The following is a 19,655-nucleotide window of genomic DNA, read 5'->3' as shown; positions in this document are numbered from 1 at the left end:
GGTTGAAGCGCCGCCATCCATGGGCGGCATTTGGTACTGGAATGCTGTGAATTGTGGCCTTGTCGCAGGCCAGGACGCAGACTGATTACGACAGTGGCGTGCCGCATTGCGGCAGGCTGTTCGCGGTTGCCGCACGAGGCTGCCTTGTGACCCATTCGCGGGCAAGCCCGCTCCCACAGGTGCCGCGACAATTCTGGAGAATGTCACCTTACCTGTGGGAGCGGGCTTGCCCACGAATGGGTTGCAAGGCAGCCCCGCTGGTCAGAGCACCACGGTCCGGTTGGCGTTGAGAAACACCCGCCGCTCGATGTGATACCCCACCGCCCGCGCCAGGGTCAGGCACTCGATGTCTCGTCCCTTGGCGATCAGGTCTTCGGGATAATCGCTGTGATCGACCACTTCCACGCCCTGGGCGATGATCGGCCCTTCGTCCAGGTCGTTGTTGATGTAGTGCGCGGTGGCACCCACCAGCTTCACGCCCTTGTTGTAGGCCTGGTGATAGGGCTTGGCACCCTTGAAGCCTGGCAGCAGCGAGTGATGGATATTGATCGCCCAGCCATCCAGACGGCGACACAGCTCGGGCGACAACACTTGCATGTAGCGGGCAAGGATCACCAGCTCGGCGCCGGTCTCCTCGATGACCTGAAGGACCTTGCGCTCCTGGGACGGCTTGTCCTTGGGATCGAGGGAGAAATGGTGATAGGGAATATTGTGCCAGTGCGCAAGCGGCTCCAGATCGGGGTGATTGGAAATCACCGCCACCACGTCCATGCCCAACTGCCCGATCCGCTGCCGGTAGAGCAGGTCGTTGAGGCAATGGTCGGCCTTGGACACCATGATCACCACCTTGGGACGGTGATTCGGCGCGGTCAGCTCGAAGGCCATGCCGAAGGTCTCGCTACGCTCCTGCAGCGCCTGGCGGAACCCTTGCTCATCGAAATCCTGCGGCTGGCGGAATTCGATGCGGATGAAGAAGCGACCGGACAACCGGTCATCGAAGGAATGGTGCTCCGTGACATAACACTGCTGCTCGAAGAGAAAGCGTGTCAGCACGTCGACGCTGCCGAGCAAACTCGGACAATCGGCGGTAAGGATCCAGGTGTCCGGTGCTCGGCTCATGGCGTTTCTCCTAGGCTTCGATGCTCAGGCCGTATTCGGCCGAGGCGTCCTGCAACCACAGCCACCAGTAATCGGAGAAGCTGCGGCGGATGACCAGCTCCCAGGTGTCTTCGGACGTGCGGCGGATCACCAGCTGCGACTTGGCGAACACGGTACCGACCGCCTTGCCGACCGGGAAGTTGTTCGGATGCACGTCATAGCTGGTGGACTTCATCAGCACTTCGCGGACCTTGGGGCCGCGCAGCTCGAGCAGGGTCTGGCCGCCGCTCATGTTGACCACCTGGATATGCTGCCCCTCCAGGGCAGCGCGCAGTTTCTGCTCGACCTCGAGCTCCTGACCACCGGGGACGATCAGCAGGTACTCGTCCGGGCCGATCCATTGCAGCGAGGTATCGCCACGGGCAACCACGGTCAGGGCAACCGGCAGCTCCAGGCCCAGGGCCTTGTGTACGCCGCTGGCGAATGCCGGATCATGGCCGTCGCCGCGCAGGGTGAGGTGACCGAGGAATTTCTTCTCGCGCAGGGTGACCCCGGCGTTCTGGCGACCTTTGCCGATCAGGCTTGCCAGGTCGGCATGGTGCAGCGGCGACTCGGCCTTGACGTCGGCGCTGGGGTTCTGCTGATAGACGTTGATAACGCTCATTTGTTACCTGCCTTGAATTCTGTTGTCGGTAAGACCAGAGGTCAGATGCAATGCCCGGATGCCAACTGCGGTCCTGTGGGAGCGGGCTTGTCCCGCGAAGAGGGCGGTGAAGCCACCATCGCGTTCGCGGGACAAGTCGCAGCGGCGAACTGCCGCTCCCACAGGGTTTGCATTCCAGGCAGACCTGTCGGAGGGTCTTAAACGTTCTGCCGCTCACCCTTCGGATCGAAGAACACGGCAGAAACGATCTCTGCCTCGATCACACTGCCATCCACCTGAGGCGAGTAGACACGCTCGCCCATGCGCTTGAGGCCGCCTTTGACCACACCCATCGCGAAGGAATAGCCCAGCGAGTTGGCGGCGTAGCTGGAGGTCACGTGACCGACCATGTCCATCGGGATCGGCTGCTTCGGATCGAAGACCAGCTGGGCGCCTTCGGGCAGCCACTTGGTCGGATCGACAGGCTTGAGGCCGACCAGCTGCTTGCGGTTCTCGCGCACGCAGTCCTCGCGGTTCATGCCGCGCAGGCCGATCCAGGAGAACGGCTTGTTGCGGCCGACGCACCAGCTCATGTTGAGGTCGTCCGGGGTCATCGAGCCGTCGGTATCCTGGCCGACGATGATGAAGCCCTTCTCGGCACGCAGCACGTGCATGGTCTCGGTGCCATACGGAGTCAGGTTGTATTGCTTGCCCGCCTCGACGATCTTCTCCAGCACACCCATGCCGTAGTTGGCCTGGATGTTGACCTCGTAGGACAGCTCGCCGGTGAACGAGATACGGAACACCCGCGCCGGCACGCCGGCCACCAGCCCTTCCTTCCAGGTCATGAACGGGAAGGCGTCCTTGTCCAGGTCGATGTCGGTGACTTCGCTGAGCAGCTTGCGGCTGTTCGGGCCGGACAGGGTCAGGGTGGCCCAATGGTCGGTGACCGAGGTGAAGAACACCTTCATGTCGGGCCATTCGGTCTGGTGGTACAGCTCCAGCCACTGCAGGACGCGCGCCGCGCCGCCGGTGGTGGTGGTCATGATGAAGTGGTTGTCGCCGACGCAGGCGGTCACGCCGTCGTCGAAGACCATGCCGTCTTCCTTGCACATCAGGCCATAGCGAGCCTTGCCCACGTCGAGCTTGGTCCAGGCGTTGGTGTAGACGCGGTTGAGGAACTCGCGCGCATCCGGGCCCTGGATATCGATCTTGCCCAGGGTCGAGGCATCGAGCAGGCCGACGCTGTCACGCACCGCCTTGCACTCGCGGGCCACGGCGGCGTGGATGTCTTCGCCGGCTTTGGGGAAGTACCACGGACGCTTCCACTGGCCGACATCTTCGAACTCGGCGCCCTTCTTCACGTGCCAGGCATGCAGAGCGGTAAAGCGCACAGGCTCGAACAGGTGACCGCAATGCCGCCCGGCGACCGCACCGAAGGTGATCGGCGTGTAGTTAGGGCGGAACATGGTGGTGCCCATCTGGGGGATGGTGATGCCCATCGAGCGAGCGGCGATGGCCAGGCCGTTGATGTTGCCCAGCTTGCCCTGGTCGGTCCCGAAGCCCAGCGCGGTATAGCGCTTGACGTGCTCGACCGACTCGAAACCTTCGCGGGTGGCCAGTTCGATACCGGCGGCGGTGACGTCGTTCTGCTGATCGACGAACTGTTTCGGCGCACGGTTGGTGGATTTGTCATGCGGCACCTGGAACAGCGCCACGGTGGCCTCCTCCTTGCGTGCCACGGTTTTCGGCAAGGTGCCGGTGGTGGCCTTGAACCCGGCCTCGCTGGCCGCGCGCACGCCGCCTTCGAAACCATCGGCCAGGGCGTCACCCAACGGGTACACACCGTTGATCCCACCGACGCAGACACGCTTCTGCGGAGCATCGCCAGGCACGAAGCCGAGGATGTCTTCACGCCACACAGGCCGGCCGCCCAGGTGCGAAGCCAGGTGCACGACCGGGCTGTAGCCACCGGAGGTCGCCACCAGGTCGCACTCCAGCCATTCGCCGGGGCTGCTGACCTTGTGCGCGGCAATATCGATCGCAGCGACACGGGCGGCGGTGACGTGCTTGGTGCCACGGCTTTCGAGCACGGCACTGGAAGTCAGAATGCGAATACCCTTGGCACGCGCTTCCTCGACCAGCGAGCCACGCGGGTTGTGGCGGGCGTCGGCGATCGCGATCACTTGCAGGCCGGCGTCATGCCAGTCCAGCGCGGTGCGATAGGCGTGGTCGTTGTTGGTCGACAGCACCAGCTTGCGACCGGGTGCCACGCCATAGCGGCGAACATAGGTCGAGACGGCGCCGGCGACCATATTGCCCGGGACATCGTTGTTGCCGTAGACCAGCGGGCGTTCGTGGGCGCCGGGGGCGAGCACCACGCGCTTGGCACGTACACGGTGGATGCGCTGACGAACCTGGCCCAAGGGGGCATGGTCGCCGAGGTGATCGGTCAGCCGCTCGTGGATGGTCAGGAAGTTGTGGTCGTGGTAACCGTTGACGGTGGCCCGCGGCAACAAGGTAACTTCCGGCAGGCTCTCGAGCTCGGCGACGACCGAAGCGACCCAATCGGCGGCAGGCTTGCCGTCGAGGGTTTCGCGGCTGTCGAGCAGGCTGCCACCGAACTCTTCCTGTTCGTCGGCGAGGATCACGCGGGCACCGCTGCGACCGGCGGCCAGGGCCGCGGCCAGTCCCGCGGGGCCGGCGCCGACCACCAGCACGTCGCAATGCTGGTTCATGTAGTCGTAGGTATCAGGATCGTTCTGCAGGGGCGCGCGACCGAGACCGGCAGCCTTGCGGATGTACTTCTCGTAGGTCATCCAGAAGGACTTGGGGTACATGAAGGTCTTGTAGTAGAACCCCGGCGGCATCATGCTGCCGCCGACCTTGCCGATGATCCCCATCACGTCGTTGTTGACGTTCGGCCAGCCATTGGTGCTGGTCGCGACCAGGCCCGAATACAGTGCCTGCTGGGTGGCGCGCACGTTCGGCACCTGGGTGGCTTCGGTGGCGCCGATCTGCAGGATGGCATTGGGCTCCTCGGCACCGGCGGCGATGATGCCGCGAGGACGCGAGTACTTGAAGCTGCGGCCGACGATGTCCACACCGTTGGCCAGCAGGGCCGCGGCCAGGCTGTCACCCTCGTAACCCTGATAGGTCTTGCCATTGAAGGTGAAGTTCAGGACCTTGCTGCGATCGATGCGACCGCCGCTGGAGAGGCGATAGGTCTGGCTCATACTTTTTCCTCCTGACCTGTTTTGGTCAACTGCATGGACGGTTGCTTGCCAGCAGCTACCTGCGGCTTCTCGCCGATCTTGTAGGTTTCCAGAATCTCGTAGGTCACGGTGTCGCGGGTCGCGTTGAAGTACTGCCGGCACCCGGCAACGTGATCCCACAGTTCGTGGTGGATGCCTCGCGGATTGTCACGGAAGAAAATGTACTCGCCCCACTCGGGGTCGGTGCACGAGGCAGGGTCCAGCGGCCGGGCGATATGCGCCTGGCCCGCGCAGTGGAACTCTTCTTCGGAGCGCAACTCGCCGCAATGGGGACAGAAGATATGCAACATGAGGAATTCTCCTGTTAGTGGGCGACAGCGGCGGCGCCGTGTTCGTCGATGAGTGCGCCGTGGTGGAAGCGCTCGATGGAAAAAGGTTCGGCCAGCGGGTGCATTTCGCCCTTGGCCAGGCTGGCGGCAAAGACGTTGCCCGAACCTGGCGTGGCCTTGAAGCCGCCGGTACCCCAGCCGCAGTTGAAGAACATGTTCTTCACCGGGGTCTTGGAGATGATCGGGCAGGCGTCCGGCGTGGTGTCGACGATGCCGCCCCACTGACGGTTCATGCGCACCCGCGACAGGATCGGGAACATCTCGACGATCGCTTGCAGGGTGTGCTCGATGATCGGGTAGCCACCGCGCTGGCCGTAGCCGACGAAGCCGTCGATACCGGCACCGATGACCAGGTCGCCCTTGTCCGACTGGCTGATGTAGCCGTGCACGGCGTTGGACATGATGACGCTGTCGATGATCGGCTTGATCGGCTCGGAAACCAGAGCCTGCAACGGATGCGACTCGAGTGGCAGGCGGAAGCCGGCCAGGCGGGCCATGTGCCCGGAGTTACCGGCCGTGACCACGCCGACGCGCTTGGCGCCGATGAAGCCCTTGTTGGTCTCGACCCCGATGACCGCGCCATTCTCCTTGCGAAAGCCGATGACTTCGGTCTGCTGGATCAAGTCGACACCCAGGGCGTCGGCTGCACGAGCATAGCCCCAGGCCACGGCATCGTGACGCGCGACACCGCCGCGACGCTGCACGGTGGCTCCCAGGATCGGGTAGCGCGTGTTCTTGGAGCAGTCCAGGTACGGAACTTCCGCGGCCACTTGCTCGGTGTTGAGCAGTTCGCCGTCGATGCCGTTGAGGCGGTTGGCGTTGACCCGACGCTCGGAGTCGCGGATGTCCTGCAGGGTGTGGCAGAGGTTGTAGACGCCACGCTGGGAGAACATCACGTTGTAGTTGATGTCCTGGGACAGCCCTTCCCACAGCTTCATGGCGTGCTCGTACAGCTTGGCCGATTCGTCCCAGAGGTAGTTGGAGCGCACGATGGTCGTGTTACGGGCGGTGTTGCCACCCCCCAGCCAGCCCTTCTCGACCACGGCCACGTTGGTGATGCCGTGTTCCTTGGCCAGGTAGTAGGCCGTGGCCAGGCCATGGCCGCCACCGCCGACGATGACGATGTCGTAGACTTTCTTCGGCGTCGGCGTGCGCCACATGCGCTGCCAGTTTTCATGATGGCTGAGGGAGTGTTTGAGAAGGCCGAAGCCTGAAAAGCGTTTCATGACTGTCTACTCCACTCAGCGGTAAACCGGGAAATCTGCGCACAGGGCCGAGACGTTCTTCGCCACGTCAGCCTCGACATCGGCGTCGCCGAGGTTGTCGAGGATGTCGCAGATCCAACCGGCCAGCGCGACGCACTGGGCAATCTTGAACCCGCGGGTGGTGACCGCCGGGGTGCCGATGCGCAGGCCGGAGGTGACGAACGGCGACTGCGGGTCGTTCGGTACGGCGTTCTTGTTGACGGTGATGTGGGCGCGACCCAGCGCGGCGTCCGCGTCCTTGCCCGTCAGACCCTGGCGGATCAGGCTGAACAGGAACAAGTGGTTGTCGGTACCGCCGGAGATCACGTCGTAGCCGCGCTCGATGAAGACCTGGGCCATGGCCTGGGCATTGTCGATGACCTGCTTCTGGTAGCCCTTGAAGCCAGGCTCCAGCGCTTCCTTGAAGCACACCGCCTTGCCAGCGATCACGTGCATCAGCGGACCGCCCTGGGCACCGGGGAACACCGCAGCGTTGAGCTTCTTCTCGATCTCGGGGTTGGACTTGGCCAGGATCAGGCCGCCACGTGGACCGCGCAGGGTCTTGTGGGTAGTGGTGGTGACGATATCGGCGTACGGCAGCGGGTTCGGGTACAGCCCGGCAGCCACCAGACCGGCCACGTGAGCCATGTCGACGAACAGGTAGGCACCCACCTTGTCGGCGATCTCGCGAAAGCGTGGGAAGTCCAGGGTCTTGGAGTAGGCGCTGAAGCCGGCGACGATCATCTTCGGCTTGTGTTCCACGGCCAGGCGCTCGACTTCGTCGTAGTCGATCAGGCCGGTTTCGGTGTTGATGCCATACTGCACGGCATTGTACAGCTTGCCCGAGGACGACACCTTGGCGCCGTGGGTCAGGTGACCGCCATGCGCCAGGCTCATGCCGAGGATGGTGTCGCCAGCCTGCAGCAGGGCCAGGTAGACGGCGCTGTTGGCCGACGAGCCGGAATGCGGCTGGACGTTGGCGTAGTCGGCACCGAACAGCTGCTTGGCGCGATCGATGGCCAACTGCTCGACCTTGTCGACATGCTCGCAGCCACCGTAGTAGCGCTTGCCCGGATAGCCTTCGGCGTATTTGTTGGTGAGGCCGCTGCCTTGGGCCTGCATGACGCGCTTGCTGGTGTAGTTTTCGGAAGCGATCAGTTCGATGTGATCTTCCTGGCGCTGTTCCTCGGCATTCATCGCAGCCAGCAGTGCGTCGTCGTAACCCTGGATCTGGTCTTGCTTGCTGAACATTCTGTATCTCCCGGCAGCGATCATTTTTTTGTCTGTAGAGTTCAATGACCCTTTGTGGCGATGGTATGACTGGCGCGGGGGACCCAGATGCCTGCGCACGCCTTGCAATGGCGCGTTTACGACATTGGTTCGTCAGCGTGCGGAGCACGCCGTACGGTGGGGGTGCAGAGCAGGCATCCGGGTGTTTGGGCAGGCGGTCTCGAGCCGCGCCGGACTGGGGCTCCACCCATGCCCGTCGGGCTTGCGAAAGTGGCCTGCTCACGTGGCCTCGCGGTTGTATAGGCAACCTGCCGAACGATGGTTTAGAGTGCTGCTTCGCGTCGCTCACAGGACAGTGTCATGACAGATAGAAGCCAACAATTCGCCAGCGACAATTATTCCGGTATCTGCCCGGAAGCCTGGGCGGCGATGGAGAAAGCCAACCAGGGACATGATCGCGCCTACGGCGACGATCAATGGACGCAGCGTGCCGCCGATCATTTCCGCAAGCTGTTCGAGACCGACTGCGAGGTCTTCTTCGCCTTCAATGGCACCGCGGCCAACTCGCTGGCCCTGGCCTCGCTGTGCCAGAGCTACCACAGCGTCATCTGCTCGGAAACGGCCCACGTCGAGACCGACGAGTGCGGTGCCCCGGAGTTCTTCTCCAACGGCTCCAAGCTGCTGACCGCCGCCAGCGTCAATGGCAAGCTGACCGCGCAATCCATTCGTGACGTGGCGCTCAAGCGCCAGGACATCCACTACCCCAAGCCACGGGTGGTCACCATCACCCAGGCCACGGAAGTCGGCACGACCTATCGCCCTGATGAACTGAAAGCCATCAGCACGACGTGCAAGGAGCTGGGCCTGAACCTGCACATGGATGGCGCGCGGTTCAGCAATGCCTGCGCGTTCCTGGGCTGCACGCCCGCCGAGCTGACCTGGAAAGCCGGAGTCGATGTGCTGTGCTTCGGCGGGACCAAGAACGGCATGGCGGTGGGCGAGGCGATCCTGTTCTTCAACCATGACCTGGCCGCCGACTTCGACTATCGCTGCAAGCAGGCGGGTCAACTGGCTTCGAAGATGCGCTTCCTGTCGGCACCCTGGGTCGGGTTGCTGGAAGACGGCGCCTGGCAGCGCCATGGGGCCCACGCGAACCAATGCGCGCAATTGCTCGCCAACCTGGTGAGTGACATCCCTGGCGTCGAGCTGATGTTCCCGGTGGAGGCCAACGGCGTCTTTCTGCAGATGTCGGAGGCGGCGCTCGAGGCGCTACGCAACAAGGGCTGGCGCTTCTATACCTTTATTGGCAGCGGGGGCGCGCGTTTCATGTGCTCGTGGGATACCGAGCAGGCGCGGGTCCGCGAGCTGGCGGCGGACATCCGGGCCGTCATGGGCGCGTGAGGAACATGCGATGAAGGGGCTGCATGACAGCCCCTCCGACCCGTCGAAGCGGCTCAGTGTTCCGCGATGGTCCGGGTGATGGCGTCGACCGTGGCAGTCACTTTCGCTTCATAGCGCTCGAGCGTCTGCTGGTGCTCGTCCTGCAGTTCGACCTGCCGGGAGCACAGGTTCAGCGCCGCCAGCACCAGCAGCTTGTCGCCGATCAGGGTCGGATACAGGCGCTTGGTGTCTGCCAGGGAGGCGTTGAGCATCTGGACCGCCTTGGCCAGGGTCTGCTCCTGGCCTTCGGGCGCCTTGATCGAATAGTCGCTGCCAAGGATCGACACGACATTGATCGGCTGCGCTTGCAAGGTCATGCGCTGACGGCGCCTGCGCTGGCGCGATCGACGATGGCCTGGATGCGCGCGGCGGCGGCGCCCTGCTTCTCTTCCTGTTCCATCAGGCTCAATTGCAGGCTGTCGTTTTCTTCACGGGCTTGAGCCAATGCCTGGCTGAGCTGCGCGTGCTGCTCGGTCAGTTGGGTGTTCTTGTGCATCAGGTCGGCGACCAGTTGCTCGAGTTGATTCAGGGATGCTTCCAACATGGGCTTGTCTCGGTTGTTGCAAGGGGCGAACACGATAAAGAAAACCGCGCGCCCCCGCCATTAAATATCGGTAACTGGCCTTGAGCCTGGGCACATTGACCGGTCTGGGCGAGTCTTGTTCCGGCGTGGAGCCGCCGCCTGTCAGGAATGTAGACGGTCGTGGCCAATGCCGGTCGGTTAAGTGCTCGATTTTCACATGCTGAAGCTTTGCCTTTGGCTTCTAAATCTCCTGTGAGGCTCATGGCCTCGTCGCGGGGCAAGCCCGCTCATCACCGGTTCGCGCTTCCTGGTGGTGAGCGGGCTTGTCCCACGACGAGGCCATGAGCCTCACAAGAGATTTAGAAGCCGAAAATAAGCTTCAGCATTGAAAATCGAGCATTTTCCTTAACTGACTGGCACTAGGCCATGCCCGATATTTTCAATCGACCCTCAAGACTGGCCAGTCGCGACCGATAGGCATGTATGTGTTGTCTCCTCGCATGGATTGCGCGTCCCTTCCTACTCTCCGGATTCCTTCCATGTCCTTTCGCAACATAAACATCGCCCCACGCGCACTCCTGGGGTTCGCCTTGATCGGCGCGCTGATGCTTGGCCTCGGTGTCTTCTCGCTGATTCAGATGGGCCATATCCGCCAGGCTGGCGTGGCCATCGAAACGATCAGCCTGCCTAGCATCAAGACCCTCGATGAACTGACCACCTTGACCCTGCGCATGCGCACCCTCTCCTACCGTCTGCTGCTCAATCGCGAACCTGAGACGCAGCAAGACACCTTACGCCTGCTCGATGAACGCAACGTGCAGATCGACAAGGCCCGCCAGGCCTATCAAGCGCTGGTCGAAGAGCCCGGCGAGCAAGCAACCTTCGATCAATACGGCCAACTGCTTGCCCAATACCGTCAGCTCGAATCGCGCATGCGTACCTTGAGCCAGACAGGGCAGCTGGATGAGCTGCACGAGCTGATCAACCGTGACCTGTTGAACAACTCCGAGCAGATCAACCAGGTGATGGATGCCTTGGTCCGCTTCAATACCGATCAGACTCGCAAGACCAACCAGGCCGCCGCCGACCAGTACGGTAGCGCCTCTACCCTGGTGATCGGGCTGCTCGTGGCCGCCACTGTGCTGACTTTGCTCTGCGCGTTCGTGCTGACACGCAGCATCGTCGGGCCGATCAACGAAGCCCTGCAAGCCGCCGAGCAGATTGCCGAAGGCGACCTGACCCACGATATCCGTGCACTGGGCACCGACGAAGCGGCGCGTCTGCTGCGGGCCATGGCCACGATGCAGGACAAGCTGCGCGATACCGTGCAACTGATCTCGGGCTCGGCCACCCAGCTCGCCTCCGCGGCCGAAGAGCTCAACAGCGTCACGGACGAGAGCGCCCGCGGCCTGCAGCAGCAGAACAACGAGATCGAGCAGGCCGCTACCGCCGTTACCGAGATGACCAGCGCGGTCGAGGAAGTCGCGCGCAACGCCGTCAGCACGTCGGAAGCGTCCAGCGATGCCAGCCGCTCCGCCAGTGACGGTCGTGACCTGGTCATGGAAACCGTCGGCGCCATCGAGCGCATGAGCAGCGACGTACAGGCGACTGCGGGGCTGATCGTCAATCTGGCGGAACAGTCACGCGATATCGGCAAGGTGCTCGACGTGATTCGCGGCTTGGCCGACCAGACCAACCTGCTGGCCCTCAATGCCGCCATCGAGGCTGCGCGCGCGGGCGAGGCGGGCCGTGGTTTCGCCGTGGTGGCCGACGAGGTTCGCGCCCTGGCCCATCGCACCCAGCAGTCGACCAGCGAGATCGAACGGATGATCGTCAGCATCCAGGGCGGCACCGAAAAGGCGGTGGACTCCATGCGCACCAGCACCGAGCGAGCCGAGTCGACCCTGAACATCGCCCGTGGCGCGGGCCTGGCGCTGGACACCATCACCACCGCCGTGGCCCAGATCAATGAGCGCAACCTGGTAATCGCCAGCGCCGCGGAGGAGCAGGCCCAGGTCGCCCGCGAGGTGGATCGCAACCTGGTGAACATCAACGATCTGTCGGTACAGACCGCGACAGGCGCTCACCAGACCAGCGCCGCCAGCACCGAGCTGTCACGCCTGGCAGTGGACCTCAGCGGCCTGGTATCGCGCTTCCGGGTCTGAATCAGTATTCGATGCGCACGTCGCCCTTGGGCACGCTGCAGCACGACAGGATATAGCCTTCGGCGACATCTTCATCGGTGATGCCGCCGTTGTGCTCCATGTCCACCTCTCCACCCAGCTTGAGCACCTTGCAGGTGCCGCAGATGCCCATGCCGCAGGCCTTGGGAATCAGCAGGCCGACCTTGGCCGCCGCGGCGTGCACGGTTTCACCCGGGACGACGCGGATACTCTTGTCGCTGCCGACGAACTCCACCAGGTTGAGATCGGCCGTGGCCACTTCCGGTGCATCGGCGGCCTGCTCGGCATGTTCCACGGCATCGGCCTTGGCTTCCGGTGGCGTCGCGCCGAACGACTCCTCGTGGTAGCGGCTCATGTCGAAGCCCGCGCTTTCGAGCAGCCGCTTGACCGCCACCATGTACGGCGTCGGCCCGCAACAGAACACTTCGCGCTCCATGAAATCAGGCGTGATCAGTTCGAGCAGCTTATGGTTCAGGTAACCCCGGTAACCGGCCCACGGCTCGCCCAGACCATGTTTCTCGCAAATGATGTGCAAGCCGAAATTGGGAATCCGCGAGGCCATCTGCTCCAGTTCGCGGTGATAGATGATGTCCTTGGGCGAGCGGGCGCTGTGGACGAAGACCATGTCGACATTGGCATTGGTGTCATAGAACCAGCGGGCCATCGACATGACCGGCGTGATACCGACGCCGCCACTGAGGTAGAGCACCTTCGGCGCAGGGAAGTCGATGGCGTTGAACAGCCCGACCGGCCCGTGCACGGCCAGCTCCTGGCCTTCGTGCAGGGTGTCGTGCAGCCAATTGGACACCTTGCCCCCCGGCACGCGCTTGATGGTCACCGAGAAGCTGTAGGGCACCGACGGGGCGCTGGAGATGGTATAGGAACGCATCACCGGCTGGCCTTCGATTTCCAGCTCCAGGGTCACGAACTGCCCCGGCTTGAAGAAGAACATGATCGGTTGGTCGGCCATGAAACAGAAGGTGCGCACGTCCCAAGTTTCCTGGATGACCTTGACGCAACGCACGATATGGCGGCCATTGGCCCAGGTCTGGGTCGTGACCGGATTGAGGAAGGGATTGGACATGCTCGTCTCCAACGGCCGATGGCGGCTTGATGAGCAGATGATGCGCAAGTCCGGGGCCGCGTACATTCCCATCCACGACATCGGCGTGCTTATCGCGACCAGCCTTGAAGGCCAAGGGCTGGCGCGTCGGAATCGGATTCGGCCATGTCGTCCATGGATATGGTTCCCCACGGCGCCGGACGCACACTCCACCGCACCTGATCACAGCTTTTTTCCTGCAACAGCCCTGCGCCACCACAAGAACGATTAGCCACTTTCCGTCGGCCGCGAAGGCCATGAGGATCACTACGATGGACGTCACCGCAACCCTTAGCCTGGGCGATCCACTGGAACCTGCACGCGCGGCCACCGCCGAGATGCTGCAGAACCGCGAGCGCACCTTTTCGTTGCCGCAACCCTTCTATACCGACGAGCGCCTGTTCCAGATCGACATGCAGGAGATCTTCCACAAGGAGTGGTTGATCGCCGGCATGATTTGCGAGATTCCGGCCAAGGGCAATTTCCTGACCCTGCAGATCGGCAAGAACCCGATCATCGTGATCCGTGGCGCCGAAGGCCAGGTGCATGCCTTCCACAACGTCTGCCGTCACCGTGGTTCGCGCCTGTGCACCAGCGACAAGGGCAAGGTCGCCAAGCTGGTCTGCCCCTATCACCAGTGGACCTACGAGCTCGACGGTCGCCTGCTGTTCGCGGGCACCGAGATGGGCGCCGACTTCGACATGAAGCAGTACGGCCTCAAGCCGGTCAACGTGAAGACCGCGGGCGGCTACATCTTCATCAGCCTGGCCGAGAACCCACCTGCGATCGATGAGTTCCTGTCGACCCTGGCCCATTACATGGAGCCCTACGACATGGACAACACCAAGGTGGCGGTACAGACCACCCTGATGGAAAAGGCCAACTGGAAGCTGGTGCTGGAAAACAACCGCGAGTGCTATCACTGCAACGCCTCGCACCCGGAGCTGCTCAAGACCTTGCTGGAGTGGGACGACGTCACCGACCCGCGCGCCGACCAGGCGTTCAAGGACCACGTCGCCGCGTCCGCCGCCGCCTGGGATGCCGAAAAGATCCCGTATGCGCACGCCAGCTTCGGCCTGCGCAACCGCATCGTGCGCATGCCGCTGCTCAAGGGCACGGTGTCGATGACCCTGGACGGCAAGCAGGCCGTGCAGAAACTCATGGGCCGCATCAAGAACCCCGACCTGGGCTCGATGCGCATCCTGCACCTGCCGCATTCCTGGAACCACTGCATGGGCGATCACATCATCGTCTTCACGGTATGGCCGATCAGTGCCCAGGAGACCATGGTGACCACCAAGTGGATCGTGCACAAGGACGCGGTCGAAGGGGTCGACTACGATCCTGAGCGGATGCGCAAGGTATGGGATGCCACCAACGACCAGGACCGTCGCCTGGCCGAAGAGAACCAGCGCGGGATCAACTCCACGGCCTACCAGCCGGGACCCTACTCCAAGACCTACGAGTTTGGCGTGGTGAACTTCATCGATTGGTACAGCCAGCGGTTGCTTAACAATCTAGGCGCGGGGCCGGCGCCGTACCTGAAGGAAGTGAAAGCGCAGTAGAAACAGGATCGTTGCTCCATGCCACAACGGGAACCGGCTGTGGCATGGATTCATACGGATGTTTCCCTGATAGACCCAGAACGCGAAAGTCCCGATCTGAAACGAGCGTTATCCAGGCTGACCGGATAGCGTCGAGGCACTGGCTCGGCCCCCAGGCTATACAGCTCATACGCCGACATACCTGTGGCAACCGTTGCAAAGGCCGTATCCACCCACCCTAGAATGTTCGAATCAGCGCCCACCAACCGTCCGGTCGCCGTACCGATACTCATGGCCGCACTGACGGTACCCACCAACGCGACGGCCTTGTCTTTGGCGCTCCACCTGGAAACAGCGTTCTCAGGGGTTCCAAAGGTGACCTCTCCCGCCCGGCTCGCGGCATTCCCTGCACTCAGCGTGAAATCTCGCTCCAGTTTGTAGTTGCGATAGCCCTTTACTGCGCTTATCCCAAGATTGATAAGCCCGGCCACAATACTGCGAACTGGGAAGATCCAGCTTGGGAACCGCCCTGTGGGATCGGAAAAGTTGACAGGATCCCCAAGACAATAAGCATAGGCATTAAGTCCGCCCTTTCCGAAAGGGCTCAGGCGATCCGCCGAATGGAAGCGCAGCAGCCTCGGGTTGTAGAACCGTAATCCATTGCCTAGAGGGTAGCAGCCGGTAAACGGGTCACATACCTCGCCCGCAAATGCCTGCATAGGGCCTTGTGTGCGAGGTGAACCACCATAGGCCGTATAGGCGCGTCCGGGAAAGGGATCGCCACCCAAGACCGACTGTTGCCGGTCGGTCTGAAGCAGATAAACGTTTGCCATGCATCCAGGCCCGAAAGTTCGACGAGGCTTGAATCTAGCAACGTATTCGCCTGCGCAAAACTGACAAAATTACCAGGCTTCGATTCGATCAGGCGCCGCACAAGCCCTTCGGACCTGAACTTGGTCGAGGCCGGCTACTACCTGTAGGATGGATTTGCTTCGACCAATTGCACACCGGCCCGCTCTGCCTCCTTGTCAAAGAGGCGGATCGCTTCTCAGCGTATTACGCCTTCTTCCACCAACAGTTTCAAAATTGCCTCGGCGCCCTCCTGTGGCGAAACCTCCTTGAGCACCTTGCCGCCTCCCCCACTGGCCTTGGCCGTGGCGGCCTTCATGCGATCGGCGCCGCTCTTGGCCTTGATCACCTTGAGGCGCTTGGGCCGCGGGCGAGCCGGTTGCAGTTCGGCGCCGGTCAGCAGCTCGTCTTGCGTGACCATGACGTTGCGCGCCGCGAGTACACCGCGGCGTGCCGGACCGAAAGCGCTCTGGCGCGGCTTGGGCGCGGCGTTATCCACGGTCGCCAAGAGCGGCAGGCGAACCTTCAGGCGCCGCCGCTGGCCACGAGGCAAGGCCTGGAGCACCTGGGCGGTGCCGTTCTCGATCGACTCGACCTCGGCCAGCCCCACGATCAACGGCCAACCCAGTCTCTCGGCCAGCAGGAACGGCAGCATTCCCGATCCTTCACCCGTTTCGGCCTGACTGCCGGTCAGTACCAATTGGGCGCCGGCGTCGCGCAGGTAGTCGCCCAGCACACCCAGCACATCCGCGCCGGCCGGCTGCTCCAGCACATCCAGGTGATCCAGACCCATACCCAGATAAGCACGCAGAGCCTCTTCCCGCGGGTCGCCCGCGTGTACCACCTGCAAGTGCTGCCCGGCCAACTGCAAGCCCAGCTCCACGGCGCGCGCGTCCTGCTCCGCCCGTCGAGTACGACCCGAACCTGGGTGCGCGCCGATGGAAACCAGGCTGATGACTTTCGTATTCATGCTCATGCCCCTATGCCGCTTCGCGCTGGGCGCCTTTGCGATAGTTTTCCACGGCCTCGATCAGCGCCTGGAGAATCGCCGTACTGTCCCCGATCACCGACAGATCGGCACGTTTGATCATGTCGCAGCCCGGATCCATGTTCACTGCCACGACCTTGTCGCAGGCACCAATGCCCTGCAGGTGCTGGATCGCACCCGAAATACCCACGGCCATGTAGACCCGCGCGGTGACCCAGGTGCCGGTGGCGCCGACCTGGCGATGACGCGGCATGAAACCATCGTCCACGGCGACCCGCGACGCGCCTTCGGTCGCGCCCAGGGCCACGGTGGCGCGGTGGAACAAGTCCCAGTCCTTGACGCCGTTACCACCGGAGACAATGAATTCGGACTCGGCCATGGCGATGGCCGCCGGATCCACGGCAACCGGGCCGAGATCGTCGATCCTCGGCAGGCTGCGCGCCACGGGCACGGACAGTTCCACCGGCAGCGCCTCGTGGCGGGTTTCACTGACCGGCTCGGCACATTCGGCGCTAGCCAATATCAAGCGTGGCAAATCGCGGTGCAGGTCCTGCTGGCCGGCACCGGCGCGACCGATGCACTGGTTGTCCTTGACCTGCCAGACGCGCGTGGCCGGCCGCTCGCCCAAGGCGGCGCCCAGTCGACGGCCCACCTCGCCGCCCCCAGTGCGGCTGTCAGGCAGCAGCCAATGCCGCGGAGCGAATTGGTGATCGACGGCGCGCAGGCCCTGGATCAACTGCTCGGGTGCATAGCCACGGTACTCATCACCGTCGATCAGCAGCAGACGATCAACACCGGCGGCCGCAAAGTTGCTCTCCTTGTGCTCGCCGAAAACGATCGCCAGCACGGCACCCTCGCTGCCGGCCAGGGAGCGTGCGAGGCCTAGCAGGTCGCGGTCATGGCTACCCAGGCGCCCACCGACCATGTCGGGGACCACCGCAATGTAGAACGCCGGGTCCGCCACCTGGTGCAACGGCAGTTGCACTTCGGTGGTGGCGCTACGCCTGGACACCGTCGTGGTGCCGTGCTGGGCCCCACTGCGGTCGATGCGCTTGATCCCGTTCGGACCGATGAAACCGACCGCGTGGACATTCTTGCGGATGACGCCGCCAGGCCCCATCCAGTTGCTCTGTTGCGTCTGCATCGCCGCGTGCAGCGGATGCAGGCGATTGCGGGCGATCCACTCGGCGCGGGGATCGCGGCGGACGATATCGCTCATCAGTGCACCTCCGCGGGTTTACGACGGGCCGGCTGTACCTTGACGGCAGGCGAGCCGGCCTCTTCTTCGAGCAAGGCATCGGCGACCAGCTCGGCCAGATCCTTGATCAAGGGACGGGGCTCGACCACCCCCTCGAGCATCGCCGTGCATTGTGGGCAACCCACGGCGACCAGTTCGGCCTCGGTCTCGCGGATGTCCTCCATGCGCATGTCCGGAATCCGCTGCTTGCCGGGGATGTCGGTGATCGGCGCGCCACCGCCGCCGCCACAGCAGCGCGAGCGGAAGCCCGAGCGCTGCATCTCCCTGACCTTGATGCCCAAGGCGCGCAGCACCTCGCGCGGTGCCTCGTACTCGCCGTTGTAGCGGCCCAGGTAGCAGGGGTCGTGGTAGGTCACGCTGCCGCCCTTGTGCTGGCCGAGATTAAGCTTGCTGGCGGCGATCAGCTCGGCGATGTAGGTACTGTGGTGCTGAACCTGGTACATGCCGCCGAGCGCGCCGTATTCGTTCTTGAGCACATGGAAGCTGTGCGGGTCACAGGTGACGATGCGCTTGAAGGCATAGTTGCCGAGCGTCTGGATATTGCGCAGAGCCAGTTGCTGGAAGGTCGCCTCGTCGCCCAGACGGCGAGCCACGTCACCACTGTCGCGCTCTTCCAGGCCAAGCACGGCGAAGTCCACGCCAGAGGCCTTGAGCACTTTGACGAAGGCCCGCAGGGTGCGCTGGTTGCGCATGTCGAAGGCGCCATCGCCGACCCAGAACAGCACGTCGGTCGCCTTCGCCTCGGACAGCAGCGTGAGGTTCAGGTCGGCCGCCCAGTTCATCCGGCCACCGGGCGCGAAGCCGCCTGGGTTGTCGGTCGCGATCAGGTTGTCGAGCACCTCGGCGCCCTTGTTCGGGGTCGCGCCCTTCTCCAGGGTCAGGTGGCGGCGCATGTCGACGATGGCATCGACGTGTTCGATCATCATCGGGCATTCTTCGACGCAGGCCCGGCACGTGGTGCACGACCACAGTGTTTCGGCATCGACCAGGCCGTTGACGATCGGCTGGTGCGGATTGCCGCCATGCTCGCCGATCGGTTTGCCGGGGTACGAGCTGCCGGCGAAACGGGCATCGGTACCACCGGCCAGGCCGATGACCATGTCCTGGATCAGCTTCTTCGGGTTCAGCGGCTGGCCGGCGGCGAAGGCCGGGCACATGGCCTCGCACTTGCCGCACTGCACGCAGGCGTCGAAGCCGAGCAACTGGTTCCAGGTGAAGTCCTTGGGTTTTTCCACGCCCAGGGGCGCGCTGCGGTCTTCCAGATCCAGTGGCTTGAGGCCGGTGGAGCGACCGCCGCCGAAACGTTCGGCGCGGCGGTGCCAGGCCAGGTGCAGGGCGCCGGCGAAGGCGTGCTTCATCGGGCCGCCCCAGGTCATGCCGAGGAACATCTCCGAGACGCCCCAGACCACGCCCAGGCCCAGCAGCGCAACCAGGATCCAGCCGCCCGTGCCTTCAGGCAGGATGCCCGCCACCGGCAAGGTGGCGATGAAGAAGGTGGCGGCGAATACCAGCAAGCTTTTCGGCAGGCGCATCCAGGGGCCCTTGGACAGCCGCGCAGGCGGATTCAGGCGGCGCTTGTAGACGAACAGGGCACCGCCGAACATCAGCACCGTGGCCACCAGCAGGGCATAGCCGAGGATCTGGTTGTGCAGGCCGAAACCGTGCACCAGGATCGCCAGGAGCGCCGACAGGACGAAGCCCCCCGCCGTGGCCACGTGGGTATTGGACATGTATTTGTCGCGTCCCACCACATGGTGCAGGTCGACCAGGTAGCGGCGCGGCATGGCCAGCAGGCCGCCGATCAGATCGACCTTGGAGGGCCTGCCCTGGCGCCACAGGCGCACGCGGCGCAAGGCACCGAGCACCGCCAGGCCCAAGGCGGTGAACAGCAGGACGGGTAGCAGGGTGTTCAACATGGGAGACTCCCACAGACAGCGGTTGCAAGGGGT

17 protein-coding genes are annotated in these 19,655 nt (G+C 63.5%); 4 read left to right on the top strand and 13 right to left on the bottom strand.

Features of this window, described 5'->3' with window-relative positions; all coding sequences use genetic code 11:
- Positions 1 to 261 precede the first annotated feature (261 nt).
- The 6 genes from purU to glyA all read right to left on the bottom strand — a co-directional run bounded on the left by purU (position 262) and on the right by glyA (position 7,840).
- Positions 262 to 1,119, bottom strand: coding sequence for a formyltetrahydrofolate deformylase (purU, locus tag G7009_RS07640; RefSeq protein WP_181129325.1), 858 nt, complete (start codon positions 1,117 to 1,119; stop codon positions 262 to 264).
- Between the two features lie 10 nt (positions 1,120 to 1,129).
- A complete protein-coding gene (locus tag G7009_RS07635) occupies positions 1,130 to 1,762 on the bottom strand; it encodes a sarcosine oxidase subunit gamma (RefSeq protein WP_181129323.1) in 633 nt (210 codons plus the stop codon).
- Between the two features lie 197 nt (positions 1,763 to 1,959).
- On the bottom strand, positions 1,960 to 4,977 hold the full coding sequence (locus tag G7009_RS07630; protein WP_181129321.1) for a sarcosine oxidase subunit alpha: 3,018 nt from the start codon (positions 4,975 to 4,977) through the stop codon (positions 1,960 to 1,962).
- Complete coding sequence (locus tag G7009_RS07625; protein WP_181129320.1) at positions 4,974 to 5,306, bottom strand: sarcosine oxidase subunit delta; 333 nt, start codon at positions 5,304 to 5,306, stop codon at positions 4,974 to 4,976. The genes G7009_RS07630 and G7009_RS07625 overlap by 4 nt, the downstream gene beginning before the upstream one ends.
- A gap of 14 nt (positions 5,307 to 5,320) precedes the next feature.
- On the bottom strand, positions 5,321 to 6,571 hold the full coding sequence (locus tag G7009_RS07620; protein ID WP_181129319.1) for a sarcosine oxidase subunit beta: 1,251 nt from the start codon (positions 6,569 to 6,571) through the stop codon (positions 5,321 to 5,323).
- A gap of 15 nt (positions 6,572 to 6,586) precedes the next feature.
- A complete protein-coding gene (gene glyA / locus G7009_RS07615; RefSeq protein ID WP_181129317.1) occupies positions 6,587 to 7,840 on the bottom strand; it encodes a serine hydroxymethyltransferase in 1,254 nt (417 codons plus the stop codon).
- Between the two features lie 339 nt (positions 7,841 to 8,179).
- Between glyA and G7009_RS07610 the strand changes: the two genes are divergently transcribed.
- Positions 8,180 to 9,220 carry a threonine aldolase family protein gene (locus G7009_RS07610; RefSeq protein ID WP_181129316.1) on the top strand — a complete coding sequence of 347 codons (1,041 nt, stop codon included), beginning with the start codon at positions 8,180 to 8,182 and terminating at the stop codon, positions 9,218 to 9,220.
- Between the two features lie 53 nt (positions 9,221 to 9,273).
- Here the strand turns inward: G7009_RS07610 and G7009_RS07605 are convergent, their stop codons facing one another.
- Positions 9,274 to 9,576 (bottom strand): cell division protein ZapA, encoded by a 303-nt coding sequence (locus tag G7009_RS07605; RefSeq protein ID WP_181129314.1) that lies wholly within the window; start codon positions 9,574 to 9,576, stop codon positions 9,274 to 9,276.
- Positions 9,573 to 9,803 carry a hypothetical protein gene (locus G7009_RS07600; protein WP_181129312.1) on the bottom strand — a complete coding sequence of 77 codons (231 nt, stop codon included), beginning with the start codon at positions 9,801 to 9,803 and terminating at the stop codon, positions 9,573 to 9,575. Before G7009_RS07600 ends, G7009_RS07605 begins: the two co-directional genes overlap by 4 nt.
- A gap of 518 nt (positions 9,804 to 10,321) precedes the next feature.
- Here G7009_RS07600 and G7009_RS07595 point away from each other — a divergent pair.
- On the top strand, positions 10,322 to 11,947 hold the full coding sequence (locus G7009_RS07595) for a methyl-accepting chemotaxis protein (protein ID WP_181129311.1): 1,626 nt from the start codon (positions 10,322 to 10,324) through the stop codon (positions 11,945 to 11,947).
- Between the two features lies 1 nt (position 11,948).
- Here the strand turns inward: G7009_RS07595 and gbcB are convergent, their stop codons facing one another.
- Positions 11,949 to 13,049 carry a glycine-betaine demethylase subunit GbcB gene (gene gbcB, locus G7009_RS07590; RefSeq protein ID WP_181129309.1) on the bottom strand — a complete coding sequence of 367 codons (1,101 nt, stop codon included), beginning with the start codon at positions 13,047 to 13,049 and terminating at the stop codon, positions 11,949 to 11,951.
- Between gbcB and G7009_RS07585 the strand changes: the two genes are divergently transcribed.
- Positions 13,048 to 13,299, top strand: a complete 252-nt coding sequence (locus G7009_RS07585; RefSeq protein WP_258197889.1) for a hypothetical protein — start codon at positions 13,048 to 13,050, stop codon at positions 13,297 to 13,299. The genes gbcB and G7009_RS07585 overlap by 2 nt on opposite strands.
- Before the next feature lie 40 nt (positions 13,300 to 13,339).
- Entirely contained in the window at positions 13,340 to 14,632 is a 1,293-nt protein-coding gene (gene gbcA, locus G7009_RS07580) for a glycine-betaine demethylase subunit GbcA (RefSeq protein WP_181129307.1), read from the top strand.
- A 50-nt stretch (positions 14,633 to 14,682) separates the two neighbouring features.
- Here gbcA and G7009_RS28180 read toward each other — a convergent pair whose 3' ends face one another.
- The 4 genes from G7009_RS28180 to dgcB all read right to left on the bottom strand — a co-directional run bounded on the left by G7009_RS28180 (position 14,683) and on the right by dgcB (position 19,622).
- Positions 14,683 to 15,444, bottom strand: a complete 762-nt coding sequence (locus tag G7009_RS28180; protein WP_181129306.1) for an RHS repeat-associated core domain-containing protein — start codon at positions 15,442 to 15,444, stop codon at positions 14,683 to 14,685.
- A gap of 215 nt (positions 15,445 to 15,659) precedes the next feature.
- The gene (etfB, locus tag G7009_RS07570; RefSeq protein WP_181129304.1) at positions 15,660 to 16,430 is read right to left on the bottom strand and encodes an electron transfer flavoprotein subunit beta; all 771 of its coding nucleotides are present in this window, start codon (positions 16,428 to 16,430) and stop codon (positions 15,660 to 15,662) included.
- Between the two features lie 10 nt (positions 16,431 to 16,440).
- Entirely contained in the window at positions 16,441 to 17,667 is a 1,227-nt protein-coding gene (gene etfA / locus G7009_RS07565) for an electron transfer flavoprotein subunit alpha (RefSeq protein WP_181129303.1), read from the bottom strand.
- Positions 17,667 to 19,622 (bottom strand): dimethylglycine demethylation protein DgcB, encoded by a 1,956-nt coding sequence (gene dgcB / locus G7009_RS07560; RefSeq protein ID WP_181129302.1) that lies wholly within the window; start codon positions 19,620 to 19,622, stop codon positions 17,667 to 17,669. Before dgcB ends, etfA begins: the two co-directional genes overlap by 1 nt.
- Positions 19,623 to 19,655: the final 33 nt, after the last annotated feature.

This window comes from Pseudomonas capeferrum (assembly GCF_013523055.1).
GTDB classification, from domain to species: domain Bacteria; phylum Pseudomonadota; class Gammaproteobacteria; order Pseudomonadales; family Pseudomonadaceae; genus Aquipseudomonas; species Aquipseudomonas capeferrum_A.
The sequence above is the reverse complement of the archived record's forward strand: the minus strand, read 5'-3'. Positions and strand labels throughout refer to the sequence as shown.